The following is a 21,914-nucleotide window of genomic DNA, read 5'->3' as shown; positions in this document are numbered from 1 at the left end:
GACTGATAAAAAGCAAAACCGTTATGCGTGGTACGTATGAGCAATCTTTCCAGTCCCGATCGCATTGAACTGATGCACACCTTTGTACGTATTGTTGAAAGCGGCAGCCTGTCGGCGGCAGCAATGCAGCTCAATACTACGCAGCCGACGATTAGCCGCCGGTTGCAGGCGCTGGAGCAGCGGCTGGGCCTCAAGCTGATTATGCGTACCACCCATGCGCTCAAGCTGACCGACGACGGTGAGCGCTGTTATGCCCAGGCGCGCCAGCTACTGGCCACCTGGCACGCGCTGGAGGATGAGCTGACGCATGCCAATGATGAGCCGATCGGGACGCTGCGGGTGCGCGCGCCGCACGCGTTTGGTCAGGACCAGCTGGTCGCCCCGCTGGTGGAGTACCTGATGCGCTACCCGCGCCTGAATGTGGAATGGATGCTTAACGATCGCACGCCCGACTTTATCGCCGAGAACGTCGACTGTGCGATTCAGGTCGGCGCGCTGAGCGATCCCGCAATCGTGGCGATTTTACTGGCGGAAGTGCCGCGTATCGTGGTGGCTGCACCAGCGTTGCTGGCGCAGCACGCGCCCATTTCTGCCGTGGAGCAGCTGGCGACGTTACCCTGGCTGGCGCTGACCAGCTTTTATCGCAACGAAATTGCGCTTCAGCGCATTGATGACGGTCAGCCGGTCAATATGGCGATTGCGCCGCGTCTCAGCAGCGACAGCCTGTATGCGGTCCGAAAGGCGGCGTTAATGGGAATGGGCGCAGCTATCATGTCATCGTGGGTGGTGCAGGAGGATTTAACGCGTGGCGAGCTGGTGCAGCTTACGCCGGAATGGCAGGCCCCACCGCTGCCAGTCTGGCTGACCTATCCGTGGGCGAGCTATTATCCGGCGCGACTGCAGAAATTTTTCGAGATGATACGGGAAGTGATGCCCCGGCTGACCGGCACGCGGCCAGCCGGGACGTTTTAGCGCCTGGCGCTGAGAAGGTGACTAATATTTCTTCTCGTGTTTTGACATATTGTCCAGCCAGCCCATCACAAAGGCCGACAGCACAAAGGTCAGGTGGATAATCACATACCACATCAGCTTGTCATTGGGCACGTTGCGCGCTTCCATGAAGACGCGCAGCAGATGGATAGAAGAGATGGCCACAATAGAAGCCGCCACCTTGTTCTTCAGCGAGCCAGAGTCCATCTTTCCGAGCCAGCTCAGCTTCTCTTTATGCTCGTCAATATCGAGCTTAGAGACGAAGTTTTCGTAGCCCGAGAGCATCACCATCACCAGCAGTCCCCCGACCAGCGTCATGTCCACCAGCGACAGCAGCAGCAGGATCAGATCGTTTTCCGTAATGCTGAGAATATTGGGCAGCAGGTGAAAGATTTCTTCGAAAAACTTAATGGTCAGCGCCAGCAACCCCAGCGAAAGTCCAATGTAAACCGGAGCCAGCAGCCAGCGCGACGCATACATCAGGTTTTCGGTAAAACGTTCCATAATTTCCCACAGGTAGTCAGACAGGTCTGGGAGTATACCCGATCCTCTGTGAAGTTATTTCAGCCCCTCTTCAGAAATTTGTGGCGCAGGCGGCAGCGGCATTGAGAGGCGAAACGCCGCCCCACCCTCGATACGGTTTTCAGCCCAGATGCGCCCGCCGTGGCTCTCGACGATGGTTTTACAGATCGCCAGCCCCAGCCCGACACCCGGCACCGACGACTCTTTGTCACCGCGCGTGAACTTATCAAAAATGCGCGTCAGGTCTTTATCGGGGATGCCTGGTCCGTTGTCCCATACCGCCATCTCCAGTCGTTCACCGTTGCGCCAGGCCCGAATGCCGCGCTGCGCGCTGTTGCCTGCATACTTCAGGCTGTTCTCTATCAGGTTGGTCAGCACTCGCTCCAGCAGCGCGCTGTCCCCTTTGATCAGAACCAGCTCAGCGGGCAAATCGAGCACGACACCATGCCCTTTCAGCGACGGAGCCATGCTGCCGATCGCACCATTCACCACGTCGTCCAGCGCCAGCCACTCTTCACGCAGGTTCAGCCCGCCCGACTGGATGCGCGCCATATCAAGCATGTTGCTCACCAGCCGGATAGTGCTTAACGTCTGCTCGCGGATCTGGTTCGCCTGGGTCACATACTTCGACTCTTCGCTGGCCAGGTCCAGCATCAACATCTCCGCCTGACCAAACAGCACGGTCAACGGCGTGCGCAGATCGTGCGACAGCGCGGAGAGCAGCGCGTTGCGCAGCTGTTCGCGCTCCGCAGCCAGCCGCGACGCCGCCTCGCTCTGCGACAGCGCCATACGCTCCAGCGCGTTGGCAATCAGAACGGTAAAGGTCTCGACCAGCCGCTGCTGTTCCGGGATCATCAGCTGACGCAGATTTTGTGGCTCCACCACCAGCAGCCCACGGCAGTGATCGCCACTTTTAAGCGGCAGAATCTGATAGGGTACGGCGGGTAAGGTATCGGTGCCCGCGCCCGCAGGCTGGCCTTTGCTGTAGCTCCACTTCGCAATTGCGCGATCCGGTTCGCTGCCCGGCGTCGCCGCACCGGTGGCAACCAGCTCCCCTTTCTCATCCGGCAGCAGCAGCAGACTGCGTGCCTGCAAAGTCACGTCAATCACACGCTGGGCCGTGGCAGCAATGTCAGCGGGGGTCAGCGCGCTGCCAAGCGATTTCGCCATCTCATACAGATGGCGCGCGCGCTGCTCGCGGTAGCGCGCCACGCGCGCCTGGTAGCGCACGCCAGCGGTCAGGTTACCGACGATCACCCCAACGGCCAGCATTACCGCAAAGGTCACCAGATACTGCAAATCGGAGACCGCCACCGTACCGGTTGGGGCAACGAAAAAGAGGTCAAAGGCGAGGATATTGATCACCGTGGCGATCACTGAAGGCCAGCGGCCGTAGCGTAGCGCAATCACCACGACTGCCAGCAGATAGATCATCACGCTGTTGGCCGTATCAAATCCCGCCAGCAGCCAGCGCCCGCCTGCGGTGACCACAATGCAGAGCAGCAGCGCCATCAGCACGCCGCGCAGCGGCACGCGCCAGCGGTCGCCACCGACACGATCCTCGCTGGGCGGCGGTGCGTCACCCACAGGTTCATCCAGCGCTACCACCAGTAAATCGAGATCGGGCCCCAGCTTGCCCAGCCGCGTGGCAAAACTGTCGTGATGCCAGCGCCGCAGCGGACGGCGACCGGTGACGATCTTGCCAAGATTGTGTTCGCGGGCGTAGCGCAACACCGCCTGCGCCTCATCGGGATCGGAGAGCGTGGCGGTCTCCGCACCCAGCTCCTGCGCCAGCTGCAGCGTTTTCAGAATGGCGCGCCGCCGCGCCTCTGACAGACGGTTAAGGCGCGGTGTTTCTACATAGACGGCATGCCACTCGCTACCCAGCCGGGCCGCCAGACGCGCGGCAGTGCGCACCAGCTTTTCGCTGCCGCTGTCGTCGCCGATACAGAGCAGAATGGCGTCGCGCGTGTGCCAGACGCGATCGCGCCCCTGCTGGTCGCGCCAGACACGCATCTGATCGTCAACGCGGTCGGCGGTGCGACGCAGCGCCAGCTCGCGCAGGGCAAACAGGTTTCCTTTGCGAAAGAAATTCTCAATGGCGCGCTCAGCACGATCGCCCACGTAGACCTTGCCCTCCTTCAGCCGCTGGCGCAGATCGTCCGGCGGCAGATCCACCAGCACGACCTCATCGGCGCTGTCGAAAAAGGGGTCAGGGAGGGTTTCACGTACGCGGATGCCGGTGATGCCGCCCACCACGTCGTTCAGGCTTTCCAGATGCTGCACATTGACGGTGGTCATCACGTCGATACCCGCATCCAGCAGCTCGTCAATATCCTGCCAGCGTTTGGGGTGGCGCGATCCCTGCACGTTAGTGTGCGCCAGCTCGTCCATCAGAATCACCGCCGGATGGCGTGCCAGCGCCGCATCCAGATCGAATTCGGCATGGCGTGAGCGGCCGGTGGCGCGGCGCGGCAGCACCGCCAGGCCCTGCAGCAGGCTGGCCGTCTCTTCCCGGCCATGCGTCTCGACCACGCCAATCAGCACATCCAGCCCCTGCACACGCAGCCGCTGCGCCTCCTGAAGCATGGCGTAGGTCTTGCCCACGCCCGCACAGGCACCGAAGTAAATTTTCAGCTTACCGCGATGACTGTCAGCCTGTTGCAGCAACAGCGCGTCGGGATCGGGGCGTTCACGTTCGTCGTTCATCGCATCCTTCAGGGTTGAGTCAGCGCGTCCAGCGCCAGGTTAAGCCGCAGCACGTTGACGGTGGGATCGCCGCTAAAAGCGAGCAGCGGACGCTCCGTGTTGGCATCAATCAGCGCCTCGACCGTTTTCAGCGGCAGCTGACGGGCAGTCGCTACGCGCGGCGCCTGCCAGTGCGCCGCCGCAGGAGAGATCGCCGGGTCAAGGCCGCTGGCCGATGCAGTGACCAGATCGACTGGCACCGCCCGTGGCGACAGCGGATTTGCCGCGCGCAGGGCGGCGACGCGGTCGGCCACCGCCTTATCAAGCGCCGGATTACTTGCGGCCAGATTGCTGCCGCCTGACGCCAGCGGATTATAGGGCGCATCGCTGGTGGCAGAGGGGCGGCCCCAGAAATAGTCGGGCCGGGTAAAGTGCTGGCCGATCAGCGTCGAGCCGTGCGCCTCTGTCAGCGATCCATTGGCCTGCACCGGAAAAAGCCACTGCGCCAGCCCAGTGGTCAGCAGCGGATAGGCGACGCCGGTGATCAGCGTAAGCAGCAGTAAAACTAACATTGCCGGACGTAACTGACTCATTTTTTTCTCCTTACGCCAGACCCAGCAGCACCAGCAGCAGGTCAATGGCTTTAATACCGATAAAGGGCACCAGCAGGCCGCCCACGCCGTAGATCAGCAGGTTGCGACGCAGCAAGGACGCCGCACTCAACGGCCGGTAACTCACGCCTTTCAGCGCCAGCGGGATCAGAAAGACAATCACCAGCGCGTTAAAGATCACCGCAGACAAAATGGCTGACGAAGGCGAATGAAGATGCATCACGTTCAGCATGTTGAGCTGGGGATAGGTTGCCGCAAAGGCCGCCGGAATAATGGCAAAATATTTGGCGACGTCGTTGGCGATACTGAAGGTGGTCAGCGAGCCGCGCGTCATCAGCATCTGCTTTCCGATGTGCACGACTTCCAGCAGCTTGGTGGGGTTTGAATCGAGATCCACCATATTGCCCGCCTCTTTCGCCGCCTGGGTGCCGGAGTTCATCGCGACCGCCACGTCAGCCTGTGCCAGCGCGGGCGCGTCGTTGGTGCCGTCGCCGGTCATCGCCACCAGACGGCCTTCCGCCTGATACTGACGGATCAGCGCCAGCTTGGCTTCCGGCGTCGCCTCTGACAGAAAGTCATCCACGCCCGCTTCGGCAGCGATGGCGGCGGCGGTCAGTGGGTTATCCCCGGTAATCATCACGGTTTTGATGCCCATCTTGCGCAGTTCGGCAAATCGTTCTTTGATACCGCCTTTAACGATGTCTTTCAGCGCGACGACGCCAAGCACCTTCGCACCCTCGGCGACCACCAGCGGGGTGCCCCCTGCGCGCGCAACCTCTTCCACCAGCGCGTCAACCTCGACGGGGAAGCGCCCGCTGTTAGCTTCGATATGGCGCTTCACCGCATCGACCGCTCCTTTGCGGATCAGACGGTTTTGCACGTTGACGCCGCTCATGCGCGTCTGCGCCGAAAAGGGAATAAAGCTTGCCCCCAGGCTATGCAGATCGCGCTCGCGCAGGTTAAATTTCTGCTTCGCCAGAACCACGATACTGCGGCCTTCCGGCGTTTCGTCGGCCAGCGAGGCGAGCTGCGCAGCGTCGGCCAGCTGCTCTTCGCTTACACCCGGTGCAGGCATAAATTGTGTCGCCTGGCGGTTGCCGAGCGTGATAGTGCCGGTTTTGTCCAGCATCAGCACATCAACATCCCCCGCCGCCTCGACCGCACGGCCGCTGGTGGCAATCACGTTGGCCCCTAGCATCCGACTCATCCCTGCCACACCAATCGCTGACAGCAGCCCGCCAATGGTGGTCGGGATCAGGCAGACCAGCAGCGCCACCAGCACCGTCACGCTAACCGGCGCGCCGCCCCAGGCGGAGAAAGGCCACAGCGTGACGGTCGCCAGCAAAAAGACCAGGGTGAGCGAGATCAGCAGAATGGTCAGCGCGATCTCATTCGGCGTTTTGCGGCGTTTTGCCCCTTCCACCATGGCGATCATGCGGTCAAGAAAAGTTTCTCCTGGATTGACGCTGCACTGGATCACCAGCCAGTCTGAAAGAATGCGTGTTCCGCCCGTTACCGAGGCAAAATCACCGCCCGATTCCCGGATCACCGGGGCCGATTCGCCGGTAATGGCGCTCTCATCCACGGATGCGCCCCCCTCCAGCACCTCGCCGTCGCAGGCGATAATATCGCCCGCCTCTGCCAGCACCACATCGCCTTTGCGCAGGCTGTCGGCAGAGACCTGCTGCCACGGCGCGCCGTGGCGCGGTTCCGCCAGCTTTTTGGCAAAGCTGGTTTTCTTTACCCCTTTCAGGCTGCTGGCCTGCGCCTTGCTGCGCCCCTCCGCCAGCGCCTCCGCAAAGTTGGCGAACAGCACGGTAAACCACAGCCAGAGCGCAATGGCTCCGGTAAAACGGGCGCTGCCGTCAAGCCAGCCGCCCGCCATGCCCAGCGTCAGCAGCGTGGTGAGCAGGCTACCGAGCCAGACCACGAACATCACCGGATTACGGAACTGCACGCGCGGATCCACTTTTTTCAGCGCGTCGAGCAGCGCGACGCGCATCAGTGCGCCGTTCAGCGCCTGTTGTTGACGACTCATAGGTGCGTACCCTGAAGAAGTTGCAGATGCTCCGCCACCGGACCCAGCGCCAGAGCAGGAATAAAGGTCAGCGCACCCACCAGCAGCACCGTGCCGATGAGGAGCGCAATAAACAGCGGGCCGTGTGTAGGCAGTGTGCCGTTGCCTGCGGGCTGCGCCTTTTTCACCGCCATGCTGCCCGCCAGCGCCATCACCGGGATGATGATGCCGAAGCGACCCACCAGCATGCAGAATGCCAGCAGCAGGTTCCAGAACGGCGTGTTGGCGCTGAGACCCGCAAAAGCGCTGCCGTTGTTATTGGCGGCGGACGATACGGCGTAGAGTACTTCGCTAAAACCATGGATGCCCGGATTCGCCATCGCCGCGCGTCCCGCGTCAGTCATCATCGCCAGCGCAGTGCCCAGCAAGACCAGCGTGGGCGTCACCAGAATGGCCAGCGCGGTCATTTTCATTTCACGCACGTCAACTTTTTTACCAAGGTATTCCGGCGTGCGGCCGATCATCAAACCAGCAATAAAGACTGCCAGCACCACAAACAGCAGCATGCCATAGAGACCCGCACCGACGCCGCCGAACACCACTTCGCCCAGCTGCATCAGCCACATCGGTACCATGCCGCCCAGCGCCGTGAAGGAGTCATGCATCGCGTTGACCGCGCCGCACGAGGCGGCGGTGGTGATCACCGCGAACAGGCTGGAGTTAAGAATGCCGAAGCGTGTCTCCTTGCCCTCCATGTTGAGCGCGCTGTCTGCGCCCAGCGCCAGCAGATGGGGATTGCCGCGCGTTTCCGCCCACATCACAGCGACGACGGCGACCACAAACATCAGCGTCATCGCCCACAGCAGCATATGGCCCTGACGACGATCGCGCACCGCATAGCCAAAGGCGAAACAGAGCGCGGCCGGGATCAGGAAAATCGCCAGCATCTGCACAAAGTTGGTGAGTGCGTTAGGGTTCTCAAAGGGATGGGCCGAGTTAGCGTTAAAGAAGCCGCCGCCGTTGGTTCCCAGCATTTTAATTGCCTCCTGGGAGGCGACCGGGCCCATAGCCAGTGTCTGCTTCGCTCCTTCCAGCGTGGTGATCGCCTGATAAGGCAGGAGGTTCTGAAGGCTCCCCTGGCTGACAAACAGCAATGCCATCAGCAGGCTAACGGGCAGCAGCACATAGAGCGTAATGCGCGTTAAATCGCGCCATGCGTTACCCAGCGCGTCGCCAGAACGGCTGGCAAAGCCGCGTATCAGCGCAAACGCCACGGCGATGCCGGTTGCCGCCGAGACAAAGTTCTGCACCGTCAGCCCGACCATCTGACTGAAATAGCTCAGCGTGCTTTCACCGCTGTAGGACTGCCAGTTAGTGTTGGTGACAAAACTGACCGCCGTGTTAAGAGCCAGATGCCAGCTCAGGGCGGGCAGCTGCTGCGGATTTAGCGGCAGCCGGTCCTGCAGCAGCAGGATGGCCATCAGCAGCACAAAGCCGAGCAGATTAAACAGCAAAATCGCCAGCAGATAATGCGTCCAGCGCATTGATCGCGCGTCAGCGCCCAGCAGACGCCACAGCGGGCGCTCAAATCCCGCCAGCAGAGGCTTGTCGGCAATCAGCACTGCCAGCCCACGCCCCAGCGGCTGCGCCAGCACCATCAGCACCAGTAAAAAAACAGCAATCAGTAAAAACGCGTTGGCGGCCATTAAAACGCCTCCGCATTTAACAAGGCATACACCAGATAGCCCAGTAACAAAAACACCAGCACAATGCCGGTTATCACGCCCACGCTCACAGCGACCTCCAGAGGGATCAGGGTTTCGCGTTAGCCTGCGCCGATGGACATAAAGAAGCGGTTAAATTGCTGAATCCTGGCGTAAAAAAGTTGTAAAAATGTTCAATAAACAGGCGGATGAGCGCACCGCGCTGCCTTTTTTAGTTAATTAACCCGCTGCCCACTGGCTATGCGCAGGCTGATATTGTTAAGACGATTGATATTCATTATCATTTCTGTTTCTTTACGAAACCATCGTGATGCGTTTTCTTTTCTCTCTGTTACTACTGCTCTGCAGCAGCAGCGCGCTGGCGAAATCGATCGTCGACATTACCGGCCAGACCGTCACTATTCCTGACCATCCACAGCGGGTGATTCTGGGCGAAAGCCGCATGCTCTACACGCTGGCGCTGGTGATACCCGGTAACCCCGTCGCGCCGATAGCAGGCTGGCCTGGCGATATGGCGAAGTACGATCCGCAAAGCTGGCAGCAGTTCACCACGCTCTTTCCCGCCATCAAAGCCGTACCGCAGCTCGGCGCTGGTGCGCTGCGCGATCTCAATCCTGAACGGGTGCTCCAGCTCAAACCCGACCTGATTATTCTGCCGCGCCTGGCAAAGCGCGGCGCGGAAGAGGCACATTTCCGCCAGCTGATGCAGCAGGTCAATATTCCGGTCATCTACGTTGACCTGCGCGTCGATCTGCTCAACAACACGGTGCCGAGCCTGAAAATTTTTGGTGAGGTGTTTAATCAGCCGCAGCGCGCGCAGGCGTTTATCGACTTCTATCAGCAGCATATGCGTGCGGTAGCGGCACGGCTGGCTACCCGGCAGGGGGCAAAAACCCGCGTGATGCTGCACCTGCATCTGGGCCGCCGCGACACCTGCTGCACCACGGTGGTTAACGGCAACCTGGGGCAGCTGCTGGCCTTTGCGGGCGGCGACAATATTGCGGCAGGGACGGTGAAAGGCGTGTTTGGTGAAATTAACCCTGAACAGGTGCTGGCGCAGTCGCCGCAGGTTTATATCGCCACCGGGATGGCGGACAGCAACAACAACAACATGCTCCAGCTCGGCCCAGAGGTGACCGCCGCTCAGGCGGAGGCCAGCCTGCAACACCTGCTCGCCGGCCAGACCGTGCTTAGCCAGCTGGCGGCGGTTAAAAACCATCGTGCCTACGGCCTGTGGCACAACTTCTACCTCAGTCCATGGCACGTGGTGGCGGTAGAAATGTTCGCTAAGGCGCTCTATCCGCAGCTGTTTGCCGATCTTGATCCCCAGCACACGCTTGAACAACTTTTTCAGCGCTTTTTGCCGCTGCCTGTATCAGGGACCTTCTGGAGTCAGCTACCGCAATGAAACACGTTTCTCTCTTTTTGCTGGGCGGCGCGCTGCTGTCCGGCAGCCTGCACGCGCAGGAATCCACCTTGCTGGTCACGCAGGATGACGAGGCGCAGGAGAAGGGCTATCAGCCTCACCGCAGCGTCACCGCCACGCGTACACCCGCAAAGATTATCGATACGCCGCAGAACGTGACCGTGGTGCCACAGCCGGTGTTGCAGGACAGTGATGCGCAGCGTCTGGATGACGCGGTAAAGTTCGTCAGCGGTATCACTCAGGCCAATACGCTGGGTGGCACGCAGGATGCGCTGATCAAGCGCGGCTTCGGTGATAACCGCGACGGTTCTGTTCTGCGCGACGGCGTTCGCTCGGTTCAGGCACGCAACTTTACGCCAACCAGCGAGCGTGTCGAGGTGCTGAAAGGCCCCTCCTCCATGCTCTACGGCATGAACGAGCCGGGCGGGCTGGTTAATATCATTAGCAAAAAACCGCTGTTAACGCCGCAGGTGCATCTGGAAGGCCGCAACAGCAGTTTTGGCGGCGGTGGCGGGCAGCTTGACGTGACCGGTCCGCTTGGCACCAGCGGCTTTGCCGGTCGGTTACTTGTTGACCATGATGAAACCGACTACTGGCGCAACTTTGGCCGCACGCGTCAGACGGTCGTTGCCCCCTCACTGATCTGGTTTGGTGACACCACCACAGTGCGCGTGGCCTGGGAACATATGGCCTATCTGGTGCCTTTTGATCGCGGGACCCTCATTGACCCCAAAACCGGCAAGCCGGTAAACACGCCACGTGAAGTACGCTTCGACGAGCGCTTTAACGCCACGCGCGGCGATCAGGACACGTTGACCTTTGCAGCCGATCAGGTGCTAACCGATCGCTGGACCAGCCACCTTAATTACAGCTTTGCGCGCAACACCTACAGCGACCACCAGGCACGGGCTACCGCCTTCAATGCTGAGACTGGCGTACTGACCCGCCAGGCCGACGCCACCGCTGATGCGCAAAGCCGATCGCAGATGGTGCAGCTGACGCTGAACGGGGACATTGACTGGGGCAGCGTCAACCACCAGCTGCTGGCCGGATTCGATTATGAAGCAGACCGCACCTTCCGCGGCGATATGCTGCGCGGCAAGAAAAACAGTCGCTTTAACCTCTGGCATCCGGTCTACGGCGAGATGTCATCCACCTCGACGGTCAGCGCTGCCGACAGCGACCAGCGCGAAAATATCGACAGTCGTGGCCTCTTTTTACAGGATGCGGTACGCCTGTCATCGCACTGGCTGCTGCTGGGGGGCGTGCGCTACGACAGCTTTGATGTGATGGCGGGCAAAGGCCGTCCGTTCGTTGCCCGCACCCGTAGCGCAGACAGCCGTCTGGTACCGCGCGCGGGCGTGGTATACAACCTCAATAGCTGGTCGAGCCTGTACGCCAGCTACACCGAATCGTTTAAGCCCAACGCCTCAATCGCTACAGAAACGGGCGCACTGCCCCCAGAGCTGGGCAAAGCCTGGGAAGTGGGCGGCAAAATTGATCTGCCAGACGGCATCACGGGTACGCTGGCGCTGTTTGATATCCAGAAGCGCAACGTCATGGTGGATGAGCTGATCAATGGCGAGACGGTGACGCGCACTGCTGGCAAGGTGCACTCACAGGGCGTGGAACTGGATCTGGCAGGCAAGCTGACCGACTCACTTAGCCTGGTCGGCAGCTACGCCTGGACCGATGCGCGCGTGACCGCCGATCCGGAGAATAACGGTAACGCGATGCCCAATACCGCACGCCACACCGCTGCGCTCTTCCTGACCAACGATTTTGGTGCAACCGGTCTGCTGGCCGCAGACGATTTGCGCGCAGGCGTTGGTGCACGCTACGTAGGGCGACGCGCAGGGGATGCGGCCAACAGCTTCTGGCTGGATGATTACACGGTGGCGGAGGCTTTTGTCGCCTGGCAGACGCCGCTAAACGGCTATCGCCTGAAGTGGCAGGTCAACGTGAATAACCTGTTCGATACCACCTGGTATCCGTCGAGTGGCAACAACCTGCGCGTCGCCGTGGGCGAACCGCGTGAAATTGTGCTGCGCGCCAGCGTCGATTTTTAAGCGCTTTCCAGCGCCCAGACGCGATTCAGATCGGCATGGATCCAGAGCTGGCTTTCTTCTGCACCGATAATGCTGTCGGTGCAGAAGCTGTCCCCCAGATCGATGCGCTCGGGTTTCACTTCGCGCTGCGCATGCAGCGACCAGAAGGCATGCACTACCGGCCTGAGCAGCGAGCGTTCACCCGCCTTCACCACCAGCGCCACCCGTCCTGATGCCAGCCGCACCAGCGATCCCACCGGATAGATGCCAATGGCGCGCACAAAGGTGTGCAGCACCTGATTGTCGAAGTGCCCGCGCCAGCTCAGCATATTGTGCATCGCTTCGGCAGGCGTCCAGCCTTTACGGTAGACGCGCGTCGAGGTGAGCGCGTCGTAAACGTCGCAAACCGCCGCCATGCGGGAGTAGAGTGAAATCGCTTCACCCTGAAGCTGGTGCGGATAGCCACTGCCGTCATACTTTTCATGGTGATGCAGCGCAATATCCTGCAGGTCGCCATCTGCACCCGCCTGTATCAGCATTTGCGCACCGATAACCGGATGCTGACGCATAATCTCAAACTCCTCGTCAGAAAGCTTGCCGGGCTTGTTGAGGATGGCCAGCGGCACCGCCGCTTTGCCAACATCGTGTAGCAGCCCACCCATGCCCACGCGCTGAACCTGTTTTTCATCCAGCCCCATCTTCTGCGCCAGGGTAATCATCAGGCCACACACCGCCATGGAGTGTAGCCAGGTGTAGTCATCATGGCTTTTCAGGCGTGCCAGGCTCAGGAGTGCTGAGGGTTCGCGCCGGATAGAACCGGCAATTTCATCGACCAGATCCAGCGTGCCCGCCAGATTCAGGTGATGGCCAAGGCGTGCCTCGTTGAACAGCGCCATGACCTGTGATTTGCCCTGCTGGAAAATTTGCTGTGCCCTGTCCAGCTCCTGAAAAAAAGGCGAGCGGGCAACACGCTTTTTAACGGATGTCTTCGCGGCAGGTATCTGCACCGATCGGTTAAGATCGATCCACAGCTGCTGGATCCCTTCATTACGCAGCATGGCGATCTGGCGCGGATCGGTAATCAGCATCTGATTACGGATCCGCTTATCTTTGAGCCACCATACCTCAAGCTTATGGATGAACATTCCCGGCCGCAGCTCATCAACGGTGATTTCCTTGATCACGCTATCTCTCCTCAGGTCGCCCTTAACAGAGAGATATCGGCAAATGATCAAATTTTCTTCAGTAAGATTAAAGTGGTCGGCGCAGCTCGCGCCGATCCTGCGGGAAAGCTACAGCGCACGCGCCTCTTTCTGCGCCTCGCGCGCTGCCTCCGGTGACGGCGTTTCGCCGATACGGTGAATCGGCCCCATGACAAACAGGAACAGCAGTGCCGCGACCACGCAGTGCATGCCGACAAAGACCAGGCCGATACTGTAGCTACCGGTCAGGCCGACAATGACGCCGAACAGCAGCGGCGTCACGAAGCCGGCAATATTGCTGATGCCGTTGAAGATGCCGCCTGCCAGACCCACCGCCTCTTTTGGCGCGGTGTCGCTGATCACCGTCCAGGTCCCTGCACCCGCCGCCACGCCTTTACCGAAAAAGGCGAAGGACATAATAGCGATAATGCCGACGTTGCCTGGAATAACAGCCGCCAGAATCAGCGAGGCGGCCATCAGCATGCCCACGATATAGGGCATTTTGCGCGCCCAGGAGAGACTCCAGCCGCGCTTGATCAGCATATCGGAAAGGTAGCCGCCGCTGATGCCGCCCAGAAAACCGAACAGTGCAGGTGCGATGGTGGCGAAGCCAGCATCCATAATATTCATGCCGCGCGCCTGCACCAGATAGATTGGAAACCAAGTGATAAAAAAATAGCTGAGCGCAATCGTGCAGTACTGGCCAAGATAGGCGCACCACAGCATGCGACTGGTCAGCAGCGCTTTAAACATCGCTTTGTTGATGCCTGGACGCGCCTTGAGGGTATGGGCCGCGTCGATATCTACCAGCCCGCCGCCGTCAATGATATGGCGCAGTTCGCTTTCTGAGACGCCGGGATGTTTTCTCGGTTCGCGCATATAGGCTGCCCAGACAAATACCGCCAGCACACCGATGCCGCCCAGCACAAAGAAGGGCCACTCCCAGCCAAAGCGCAGCACCAGCCAGCCGGAGAGCGGCGAAAAGATCGCCACGGCGAAGTACTGCGCCGTGCTGAACAGCGCAGAGGCCCGGCCCCGCTCCGCTCCGGGAAACCACATAATGACCACGCGCGCGTTGGCGGGAAAGGCCGGCGCTTCTATCAACCCCAGCGCAAAGCGCAGCGTAAACATCAGTATCAGTGCGGCAGACATACCGCCTGCCAGTTCGCCAACAAACCCCATTGCAATGGTAGAGAGTGACCAGAGCGCCAGCGTGACGCCATAGACTTTTTTGGCGCCAAAGCGGTCAAGCAGTATGCCGCCCGGGATCTGGCCGATCACATAGGCCCAGCTGAAGGCTGAGAGGATCAGACCCAGCTGGATCGCCGACAGGCCAAACTCCTCTTTGATAGCCGATCCTGAGATCGACAGGATCGAGCGATCGGCATAGGCCACTACGGAAAGAAACAGGATCAGACACAGGATCCAGATACGTACGCGAGTTGGCCGCGCAGCAGAGTGAGCTTTTATCATCAGGTGAATTCCTCAGGAAGCGGAGCATCCTGCCCCTGGCATTGTTATCAGGAATACCGCTTTGAATTCGCTGTTGAGGAAATATAGGTAGCAGGCAAAGGATTGGTCATTGGGCGTGTGGTGAAATCCTGCACGCGAATTAGCGCGGATTTTGGCAGGCTTCACAAGGCGGCTTGCGGTGCTGCACATAAGCAGCAGAAACGCAGCGCGGCGCAGTAAGAATGTGCGCCGGATCGAGGAAATCGTGATGGGCTGCGCTATGAAGCGCAGCGGAGAGCTTAATCTTGATACGTCAGCACGATTTATCGCGCAGCATCGCCATCAAAATAATGTCGTGATACTCACCGTCGCGCAGGCAGGCTTTACGCCGTACGCCCTCCTGCTCAAAGCCGAGGCGCTGATAGAGGCGCCGCGCACGCGCATTATCGTGAAACACCTCCAGCTCCACGCGCGTTATCCCCAGCCAGTTAAAGGCGTAGTCGATGCCGGTGCGAATTAATCGCTCGCCAATGCCTCTTCCGCTAAAGGCCGGGTCGACGCCGATACCAAAGCTGATACCGTGCCGGGTACGCGGTCGGCTTTCTACAAACAGCGTCAGCTCGCCCACCATGTTTCCGTCCAGCTCCGCGACAAACCCTATATAACCTTCACTGTCCATCCGTTCGAACTTTTTATGCCATGTCGCCACGGCTGGAAAGGGCAGCTGCGTGGTCCAGCGATAAACTTCCGGCTGGCTGTAGAGACGCTGATACCCGGCGGCATCGCTGGGCTCACGACCGCGAATGATTAAATCCATATCGGTAATCCCTTTTAAGTTGCACTAAGCTTTTTACTCTCCTCAGGCGCAAAGAGAGTCGTTATGTTGTATCGCCGTTTCGAACGTTTTATCAATATTTTCCAGGATGCTCCATCCGATTCACCACCTGATCGCATCGGACCCTTCTATTTTTACTACCTGCGACAGGTGTGGCCGAGCTTTGCCGCACTGCTGGTGGTGGGGCTGGGATCGGCGCTGATTGAAGTCGCATTATTCAGCTACCTCAGTCGTATTATCGATCTGGTCAACAGCGCGACGCCCGCCACGCTGTTTGCCGAGCACTGGCCAATTCTGCTGTGGATGGGCTGCGTGGCGCTGATCCTGCGCCCGGTCTTTATTGCTCTGCACGATATGCTGGTGCATCAGAGTATTAATCCCGGTATGACCAGCATGATTCAGTGGCAGCAGCACAATTATGTGCTGCGCCAGAGCCTTAATTTTTTCCACAACGATTTCGCCGGGCGAATCGCGCAGCGCATTACGCAGACCGGCAATGCGCTGCGCGATTCGGCGGTGCAGCTGGTTGATGCTATCTGGCACGTGCTGATCTATGCGGTGACGTCGCTGGTTCTGTTTGCCGAAGCGGACTGGCGGCTGATGATTCCGCTGACGATCTGGATCGTGGCTTATATTGCCTCACTGCGCTTCTTTGTACCGCGCGTGAAAGCACGCTCGGTGGTTGCGTCGCAGGCGCGCTCAAAGCTGATGGGCACCATCGTCGACGGCTACACCAATATCGCCACGCTAAAACTTTTTGCCCACCACGACCTGGAAAAACGCTATGCGCGCGACGCGCTTCAGGAGCAGACCGACAAAAACTATCGTCTGAGCCGTATGGTTACCAGCATGGACGTAACGCTCTCCACGCTTAACGGCCTGCTGATTGTCTCCACGTCAGGCCTGGCGCTGTGGCTGTGGACCCAGTCGCTGATCAGCGTAGGAGCTATCGCGCTGGCAACCGGCCTGGTGGTGCGGCTGGTGAATATGTCCGGCTGGATCATGTGGGTGGTCAACGGCATTTTTGAAAATATCGGCACGGTGCAGGACGGCATCAACACCATCGCTCAGCCACTTAGCGTACAGGATGCGCCGCAGGCCAAAACGCTGCGGGTGACGCATGGCCAGATTCGCTATGAGGATATTCGTTTTGACTACGGCAGCGGCCATCAGGTGATCAACCGTCTTAACCTGACGATCAAGCCCGGCGAAAAAATCGCCCTCATCGGTCCGTCTGGCGCAGGGAAGTCGACGCTGGTCAATCTGCTGCTGCGTCTTTATGACCTGAGCGGTGGCCGCATCACCATAGACGACCAGAACATTGCTGACGTGACGCAGGAGAGCCTGCGAGGGCAGATCGGCATGATTACCCAGGATACATCACTGTTACACCGCTCTATTCGCGAAAATCTGCTTTACGGGCGGCCCGACGCGACCGAAGAGGAGCTGCAATCTGCCATCCATCGCGCACACGCCAGCGAGTTCCTGCCTCGCCTTTGCGACGCTGAGGGGCGCACCGGGCTGGATGCGCACGTTGGCGAGCGCGGCGTAAAGCTGTCTGGCGGACAGCGTCAGCGCATTGCCATCGCCCGCGTACTGCTGAAGGACGCGCCGATCCTTATTATGGATGAGGCCACCTCCGCACTCGACTCCGAGGTGGAAGCGGCCATTCAGGAGAGCCTGGAGACGCTGATGCAGGGCAAAACGGTCATCGCTATTGCCCACCGGCTGTCGACGATTGCCAAAATGGATCGTCTGGTGGTGCTGGATAAAGGCCATATCGTTGAGATGGGGAACCACAGCGAACTGCTGGCGCATAATGGCCTCTATTCACGGCTCTGGCGTCACCAGACCAGTGGCTTTGTCGGCGATCACTGATCGTCGCGTCGATAGGGCAAGGCAGCGCGCGCTTCAGCAGCCCAGGCGCGCATGCCTTTCCGCTCTTCCTGAAGAAACGCGGCTACCGCATCGCGCAGGCCGGGATGTGCCAGATAGTGCCATGAGGTGGTGAGCTGTGGTTCGAAGCCGCGAACCAGCTTATGTTCGCCCTGTGCACCGGCATCAAAGCGCGTCAGGCCCGACGCAATAGCGTAATCCATACCCTGGTAAAAACAGGTCTCAAAATGGAGGCGGTCAAACTCCGCCAGGCAACCCCAGTAGCGTCCGTACAGCGTCTCACCATCCACCAGACAAAAAGCCATTGCCGCAGGCTGTCCGTGCAGATCGGCTATCGCCACGCGGATACTGTGCGGCATTCGCCCGGCCAACAGGCTAAAAAAATCGCGCGTCAGATAGGGGCGCTGACCACGCACCGCATAAGTATTGGCATAACAGGCATAGATAAAATCCCACTGATCCTCGCGCAGCTCGTCGCCGCGATACCAGGTAAAGTTAAAGCCGCTGCGGGCTACCTGCTCGCGCTCTTTGCGCAGTTGCTTACGCTTGCGCGACATCAGCGTATCGAGAAAATCCTGAAAATCGCGATATCCACGGTTATGCCAGTGATACTGGCAGCCGATCCGTCGCAGCCAGTCTGGCTGCGACTGTAGCAGCGTATCGCTGCGCGCATCGGTGAAGTTAATATGTGCGCTGCTTAGCCCCTGCTGGTACAGCCTCTCTGGCAGTGCGGTCAGCAGCTGCGCGGCCGCCTCTGCGTCACCCAGCACGCGTGCGCCGGTTACCGGGCTGAAAGGAACGGCACCGAGCCATTTAGGATAGTAATGGATGCCTGCGCGCTGGCAGGCATCCGCCCAGGCGTGATCGAAAACGTATTCGCCCCACGAGTTGCGCTTGCGGTAGCCGGGTATCGCCGCACGCAGCGCGCCCTTTTCTCGCCACAGCAGATGATCGGGCTGCCAGCCACTCCCGGCGCGCACGCTGCCGCTCTCTTCCAGCGACAGCAGAAAGGCGTGACGTAAAAAAGGCTGCTCGTCAGGCAGCAGCGCATCCCATTCAGCGGCGTCGAGGTCCGCCAGCGAAGCAAGGTGAAACAGTGACATGCATAACTCCGAAAGAAATCGGGCGAAAGGTTAGTCAAGCAGGTTTTTCCGCGCAGCGAAAGGGTGACGGCATCTAAGGTAAAGTTGACAGTCGGCGGTTAGCCCGCCTCTCTTTATCTGCTGTCCTGCCAGCCACGCTGTAAAATACCCTTACCGGGGTTTGACATCTCATCCGCCCTCTGGCCGATAAAGGCCCTGCGCGCAAAAATAAAATAACGGATGAGCTCAGCGGGTTAATCTTTAAATGCCCAGCGCAGCCTGCCGATTATTTTAACGGTAAATTTAAAATAATAACAAAACACAAACACCCACTCTTATTTTAAACTCTATTAGAAGTGGCTTTTTATTCTCACTCATGTTAAAAACATCAGGCGCTCTAATAAGAGCGCAGAGAAACTTAGAGATGGATTAAACACTAAAGGAATATATTATGAGCAGAGAACTCAACGCCTCTGAAATTGCACAGGTTTCTGGAGCGGGCTTTGTTGCCGAGCTGGCGGGCACGATCGGTGGGGCAATTGGCTCTGTCGTTGACGCAGGCACCGCGCTGGGCGGCTTAAAAACGGATGCGACCTCGGCAGCCACTACGCTAGGTAAAGGTATTGGTAGTCTGCTGGAATTTAATCTGTCAGGTGCTATTAGCCAGATTGGTTCCGGCCTTATCGGTATTGTTAATTTTGGTATCGACGCTATTTCTCAGCTTATCACTAAAAAATCCTGATTCTGTACAGGCAAGCAGCTATATATTTTTTTAACACAGAAGAGCTTATATTATCGCTCCGATTAAGGCAGGCTGCGTTAAACCAGCCTGCCTTATTATTCGTTAATTATTCTCTCGCATCCCTGCCCTCACCGGTACGTATTACGTCACCGTTTCGCGCACAGGATATTACATTCCTCTGCTGCCGTTTAGCCGTCTGCCAGCGTTACAGCGTGCATAAGAGCAGGCATATCAGGCATATTATTCGCATACCTTTTTAACCGAACTGACCGGATCGGCAGCGGACAACATTTTCTGGAGCAGTAAATGGCAAAAGCACTGGTGATTTTTCTGCACGGCTTCGGCAGCAACGGCGAGGATTTAGCGGCGCTGGGCCGCCACTGGGCACCGCTGTTGCCTGATGTGGTTTTTGCCGCACCCGATGCGCCAGAACCCTTTCCTTATGGTGCTGGCTTTCAGTGGTTTAGCCTGGAAGGCATTACGCCAGAAAATCGACCGGCACGCGTTCGGGCCGCCCGCACGGCGTTCCGCACAACGCTGGAGCGCATCATGGCGCAGCACGGCCTGAGCAATCAATGGGACAGCGTCGTGCTGACAGGCTTTTCACAGGGATCGATAATGGCGCTCGATATGCTGGCATCCGGCGCACATCCGCTGGCTGGCGTGGTCGCCTTTTCCGGACGGCTGGCGTTTGATGAGCCGCTTACCCCAGCGTACCAGACGCCCGCACTGCTCATTCACGGCCACGCCGACGAGGTGATTTCATGGCGAGAAAGCGAATCTGCCGCGCAGCGCCTGAAAGCCGCCGGGGTCTCCGTTGAACTCCTGCTTGAACCCAAAACGCCTCACACCATTTCCGCTCAGGGTGCGATGCGCGCAGCCACTTTTATTGCCCAGTGTCTGCGGGACTAAGGCCAGAAACGTCGCAGCGCAGCCCAGGCACGCTGCGCTGCCTCACGCGGCGGCAGGCGTTTAAGGTCATCGTTGAACACCTCAATGCCCACCGGCCCCTGATAGCCGGCACTCTTTAACTTGTCGACAAAGCTGGCGACGTCCACGATACCCGCGCCGGGCAGCTGACGCTGATGCTTTGCGAGCGTCATGATCGCCTGTTTGTCCTGCGGCGAAGGCTGGTGGGGCATATCACACAGCTGCACCTCGTAGATATGCGTGGCGGGAATACCGTCAAGCTGCGAGGCGTCTCCTCCCAGCGCACAGATGTGGAACAGATCGACGACCAGGCCAATATTGGGCTGATCGAGCCGCTGCAGACGCTCCCAGGCTTTCGGCAGCGTATTATCAACGCTGCACCACGCCATTGGCTCATACATGATACGCATCCCGAAGCGCGCAGCCTCTGATGCCATCCAGCGCAGATCGTCATCTATCTGTTCTGCAAGGCAGTCATCGCGCGTGGTGGCGGGCGCCTGAATGGTATCGCAGCCCAGCGCCTGCGCCATCTGAATAAACTGCCGCAGCTCATCACGCTTTTGCAGCCGCATATCGCCGGGCGCCCCGGTAAAGTCACGCAGTACCTGCAGGTTGGTAAAGCCCACGCCATGTTGTGCAAGGCGCGCCGCGCCGCCGTGACTGGCCTCAACATCTTCGCGCCAGATTTCGACCTGATCGAAGCCGGCGTCGCGCGCAGCCTGTAGTTTCTCCTCAGGTTCACCGCTTAGCAGCACCAGGTTAAGGAATGCAGGTTGAGTCATGAACGTCCTCCTTAATCGTCCGGAATAAGGGCTTGTCTGTCGCGCAGGTGCCCTCTAGCCGAGCCAGCTGACCAGCGCGAAGCCCGCGAAGGTCATCAGCAGCGAGCCAGTCACGTGCACCAGCACGCTTGCCATCGCCCATACATACTTACCTGATTGTAGCAACATCAGGATTTCTGCTGAGAAGGTGGAGAAGGTCGTCAGCCCGCCGCATAAGCCGGTGACGATCAGCAGCTTCCAGGCGGGATCAAGTTGCGGATAGCGGATAAACCATGCCAGCGCTGCGCCGATGATAAATCCGCCGGCCAGATTAACCAGCAGCGTGCCGGGCGGCAAACTGGGAAACAGGGCGTTAAAGCGCAGCGAGATGAGCCAGCGCAGCGTACAGCCTGCGGCACCCCCGAGCATGACGGCGAACAGCGATTTCAACATGATTTGCTCCTGTAGACGGCAATCGCGCAGGGTTGTGGCGGAGCGAAAAGCGGCCTGACACACCAGTAACCCCTGCGAGAGGATTAGGGTTTATGTCAGGCGTCATCAGCCGCTGGGATCGCCAGCAGGCGGTTGGGAAAGGTGGAACACCATCACCTTGTGCCGCTGATAATACGATGCCGCATCCGGGCTGACAACAGGCTCAGGGCAGTCATAAACAGCATAAAAATGGATTCATTTACCAGGAGAAGCGCAGCAAATGAAAAAACTGTCCGTCTGCGAAGCGTGTATTTTGCTGCCGTCAGGACGATCCTGACCGATGGCAGCAGATGCCGAAGGAGTCAGGATTCGATAACATAAACCGGACGGCCGTTATGCAAAGCCCGGACGGAAGCGGAAACGCCGAGCGACGCCGCATTTTTTCCTGTTACTGATCCTCTGGACCGGCTCATCCTCAGGGGCAGACCCGATGCAGAGGGTAAAAACGCGTGATGACATTTTGTCTGTTTGTTGGGCACCCGCCCGTTTCGGAGGA

18 protein-coding genes and 1 riboswitch are annotated in these 21,914 nt (G+C 59.1%); of the genes, 6 read left to right on the top strand and 12 right to left on the bottom strand.

Features of this window, described 5'->3' with window-relative positions; translation table 11 throughout:
- Positions 1-36: 36 nt before the first annotated feature.
- The gene (locus tag HP564_RS15095; RefSeq protein WP_371244379.1) at positions 37-972 is read left to right on the top strand and encodes a LysR family transcriptional regulator; all 936 of its coding nucleotides are present in this window, start codon (positions 37-39) and stop codon (positions 970-972) included.
- A 21-nt stretch (positions 973-993) separates the two neighbouring features.
- Here the strand turns inward: HP564_RS15095 and HP564_RS15090 are convergent, their stop codons facing one another.
- From HP564_RS15090 to kdpF, 6 genes are read right to left on the bottom strand one after another with little or no spacing between them, the layout of a single operon-like run.
- Positions 994-1,494 carry a TIGR00645 family protein gene (locus tag HP564_RS15090; RefSeq protein WP_371244378.1) on the bottom strand — a complete coding sequence of 167 codons (501 nt, stop codon included), beginning with the start codon at positions 1,492-1,494 and terminating at the stop codon, positions 994-996.
- 54 nt (positions 1,495-1,548) lie between these two features.
- Positions 1,549-4,221 carry a two-component system sensor histidine kinase KdpD gene (gene kdpD / locus HP564_RS15085; protein ID WP_371244376.1) on the bottom strand — a complete coding sequence of 891 codons (2,673 nt, stop codon included), beginning with the start codon at positions 4,219-4,221 and terminating at the stop codon, positions 1,549-1,551.
- A gap of 8 nt (positions 4,222-4,229) precedes the next feature.
- Positions 4,230-4,793, bottom strand: coding sequence for a potassium-transporting ATPase subunit KdpC (gene kdpC / locus HP564_RS15080; protein WP_371244375.1), 564 nt, complete (start codon positions 4,791-4,793; stop codon positions 4,230-4,232).
- A gap of 10 nt (positions 4,794-4,803) precedes the next feature.
- Positions 4,804-6,849: a potassium-transporting ATPase subunit KdpB gene (kdpB, locus tag HP564_RS15075; RefSeq protein WP_371244374.1), complete on the bottom strand. Its 2,046-nt coding sequence runs from the start codon at positions 6,847-6,849 to the stop codon at positions 4,804-4,806.
- Positions 6,846-8,534 (bottom strand): potassium-transporting ATPase subunit KdpA, encoded by a 1,689-nt coding sequence (gene kdpA, locus HP564_RS15070; protein WP_371244372.1) that lies wholly within the window; start codon positions 8,532-8,534, stop codon positions 6,846-6,848. Before kdpA ends, kdpB begins: the two co-directional genes overlap by 4 nt.
- Positions 8,534-8,623 carry a K(+)-transporting ATPase subunit F gene (gene kdpF / locus HP564_RS15065; protein WP_371244370.1) on the bottom strand — a complete coding sequence of 30 codons (90 nt, stop codon included), beginning with the start codon at positions 8,621-8,623 and terminating at the stop codon, positions 8,534-8,536. Before kdpF ends, kdpA begins: the two co-directional genes overlap by 1 nt.
- A gap of 239 nt (positions 8,624-8,862) precedes the next feature.
- Here kdpF and HP564_RS15060 point away from each other — a divergent pair, with 239 nt between their 5' ends.
- Together HP564_RS15060 and HP564_RS15055 are read left to right on the top strand one after the other, a co-directional pair.
- Positions 8,863-9,960, top strand: coding sequence for an ABC transporter substrate-binding protein (locus HP564_RS15060; protein WP_371244642.1), 1,098 nt, complete (start codon positions 8,863-8,865; stop codon positions 9,958-9,960).
- On the top strand, positions 9,957-12,047 hold the full coding sequence (locus HP564_RS15055; RefSeq protein WP_371244369.1) for a TonB-dependent siderophore receptor: 2,091 nt from the start codon (positions 9,957-9,959) through the stop codon (positions 12,045-12,047). The genes HP564_RS15060 and HP564_RS15055 overlap by 4 nt, the downstream gene beginning before the upstream one ends.
- On the opposite strand, the gene HP564_RS15050 is transcribed toward HP564_RS15055, so the two are convergent.
- The 3 genes from HP564_RS15050 to HP564_RS15040 all read right to left on the bottom strand — a co-directional run bounded on the left by HP564_RS15050 (position 12,044) and on the right by HP564_RS15040 (position 15,497).
- Positions 12,044-13,210 carry an HD-GYP domain-containing protein gene (locus HP564_RS15050; RefSeq protein WP_371244368.1) on the bottom strand — a complete coding sequence of 389 codons (1,167 nt, stop codon included), beginning with the start codon at positions 13,208-13,210 and terminating at the stop codon, positions 12,044-12,046. The genes HP564_RS15055 and HP564_RS15050 overlap by 4 nt on opposite strands.
- 108 nt (positions 13,211-13,318) lie before the next feature.
- Complete coding sequence (locus tag HP564_RS15045; RefSeq protein ID WP_371244366.1) at positions 13,319-14,701, bottom strand: MFS transporter; 1,383 nt, start codon at positions 14,699-14,701, stop codon at positions 13,319-13,321.
- A gap of 292 nt (positions 14,702-14,993) precedes the next feature.
- Positions 14,994-15,497, bottom strand: a complete 504-nt coding sequence (locus HP564_RS15040; protein ID WP_371244365.1) for a GNAT family N-acetyltransferase — start codon at positions 15,495-15,497, stop codon at positions 14,994-14,996.
- A gap of 63 nt (positions 15,498-15,560) precedes the next feature.
- Here HP564_RS15040 and HP564_RS15035 point away from each other — a divergent pair, with 63 nt between their 5' ends.
- A complete protein-coding gene (locus tag HP564_RS15035; protein WP_371244364.1) occupies positions 15,561-17,393 on the top strand; it encodes an ABC transporter ATP-binding protein in 1,833 nt (610 codons plus the stop codon).
- Here the strand turns inward: HP564_RS15035 and HP564_RS15030 are convergent.
- Positions 17,387-18,514: a GNAT family N-acetyltransferase gene (locus HP564_RS15030; protein ID WP_371244362.1), complete on the bottom strand. Its 1,128-nt coding sequence runs from the start codon at positions 18,512-18,514 to the stop codon at positions 17,387-17,389. The genes HP564_RS15035 and HP564_RS15030 overlap by 7 nt on opposite strands.
- A gap of 430 nt (positions 18,515-18,944) precedes the next feature.
- On the opposite strand from HP564_RS15030, the gene HP564_RS15025 reads away from it, so the two are divergent.
- Both HP564_RS15025 and HP564_RS15020 read left to right on the top strand, forming a co-directional pair.
- A complete protein-coding gene (locus HP564_RS15025) occupies positions 18,945-19,235 on the top strand; it encodes a hypothetical protein (protein WP_371244360.1) in 291 nt (96 codons plus the stop codon).
- Between the two features lie 306 nt (positions 19,236-19,541).
- Entirely contained in the window at positions 19,542-20,147 is a 606-nt protein-coding gene (locus tag HP564_RS15020) for an alpha/beta hydrolase (protein WP_371244358.1), read from the top strand.
- On the opposite strand, the gene HP564_RS15015 is transcribed toward HP564_RS15020, so the two are convergent.
- Both HP564_RS15015 and crcB read right to left on the bottom strand, forming a co-directional pair.
- Positions 20,144-20,947 (bottom strand): sugar phosphate isomerase/epimerase family protein, encoded by an 804-nt coding sequence (locus tag HP564_RS15015; RefSeq protein WP_371244356.1) that lies wholly within the window; start codon positions 20,945-20,947, stop codon positions 20,144-20,146. The two genes, HP564_RS15020 and HP564_RS15015, sit on opposite strands and share 4 nt — an antisense overlap.
- A gap of 54 nt (positions 20,948-21,001) precedes the next feature.
- Entirely contained in the window at positions 21,002-21,379 is a 378-nt protein-coding gene (crcB, locus tag HP564_RS15010; RefSeq protein ID WP_371244355.1) for a fluoride efflux transporter CrcB, read from the bottom strand.
- Positions 21,380-21,468: 89 nt separating this feature from the next.
- Positions 21,469-21,545, bottom strand: a riboswitch (Fluoride riboswitch).
- Between the last annotated feature and the right edge of the window lie 369 nt (positions 21,546-21,914).

The organism is Pantoea sp. KPR_PJ, from assembly GCF_041386365.1.
GTDB lineage: Bacteria > Pseudomonadota > Gammaproteobacteria > Enterobacterales > Enterobacteriaceae > Pantoea.
The sequence above is the reverse complement of the archived record's forward strand: the minus strand, read 5'-3'. Positions and strand labels throughout refer to the sequence as shown.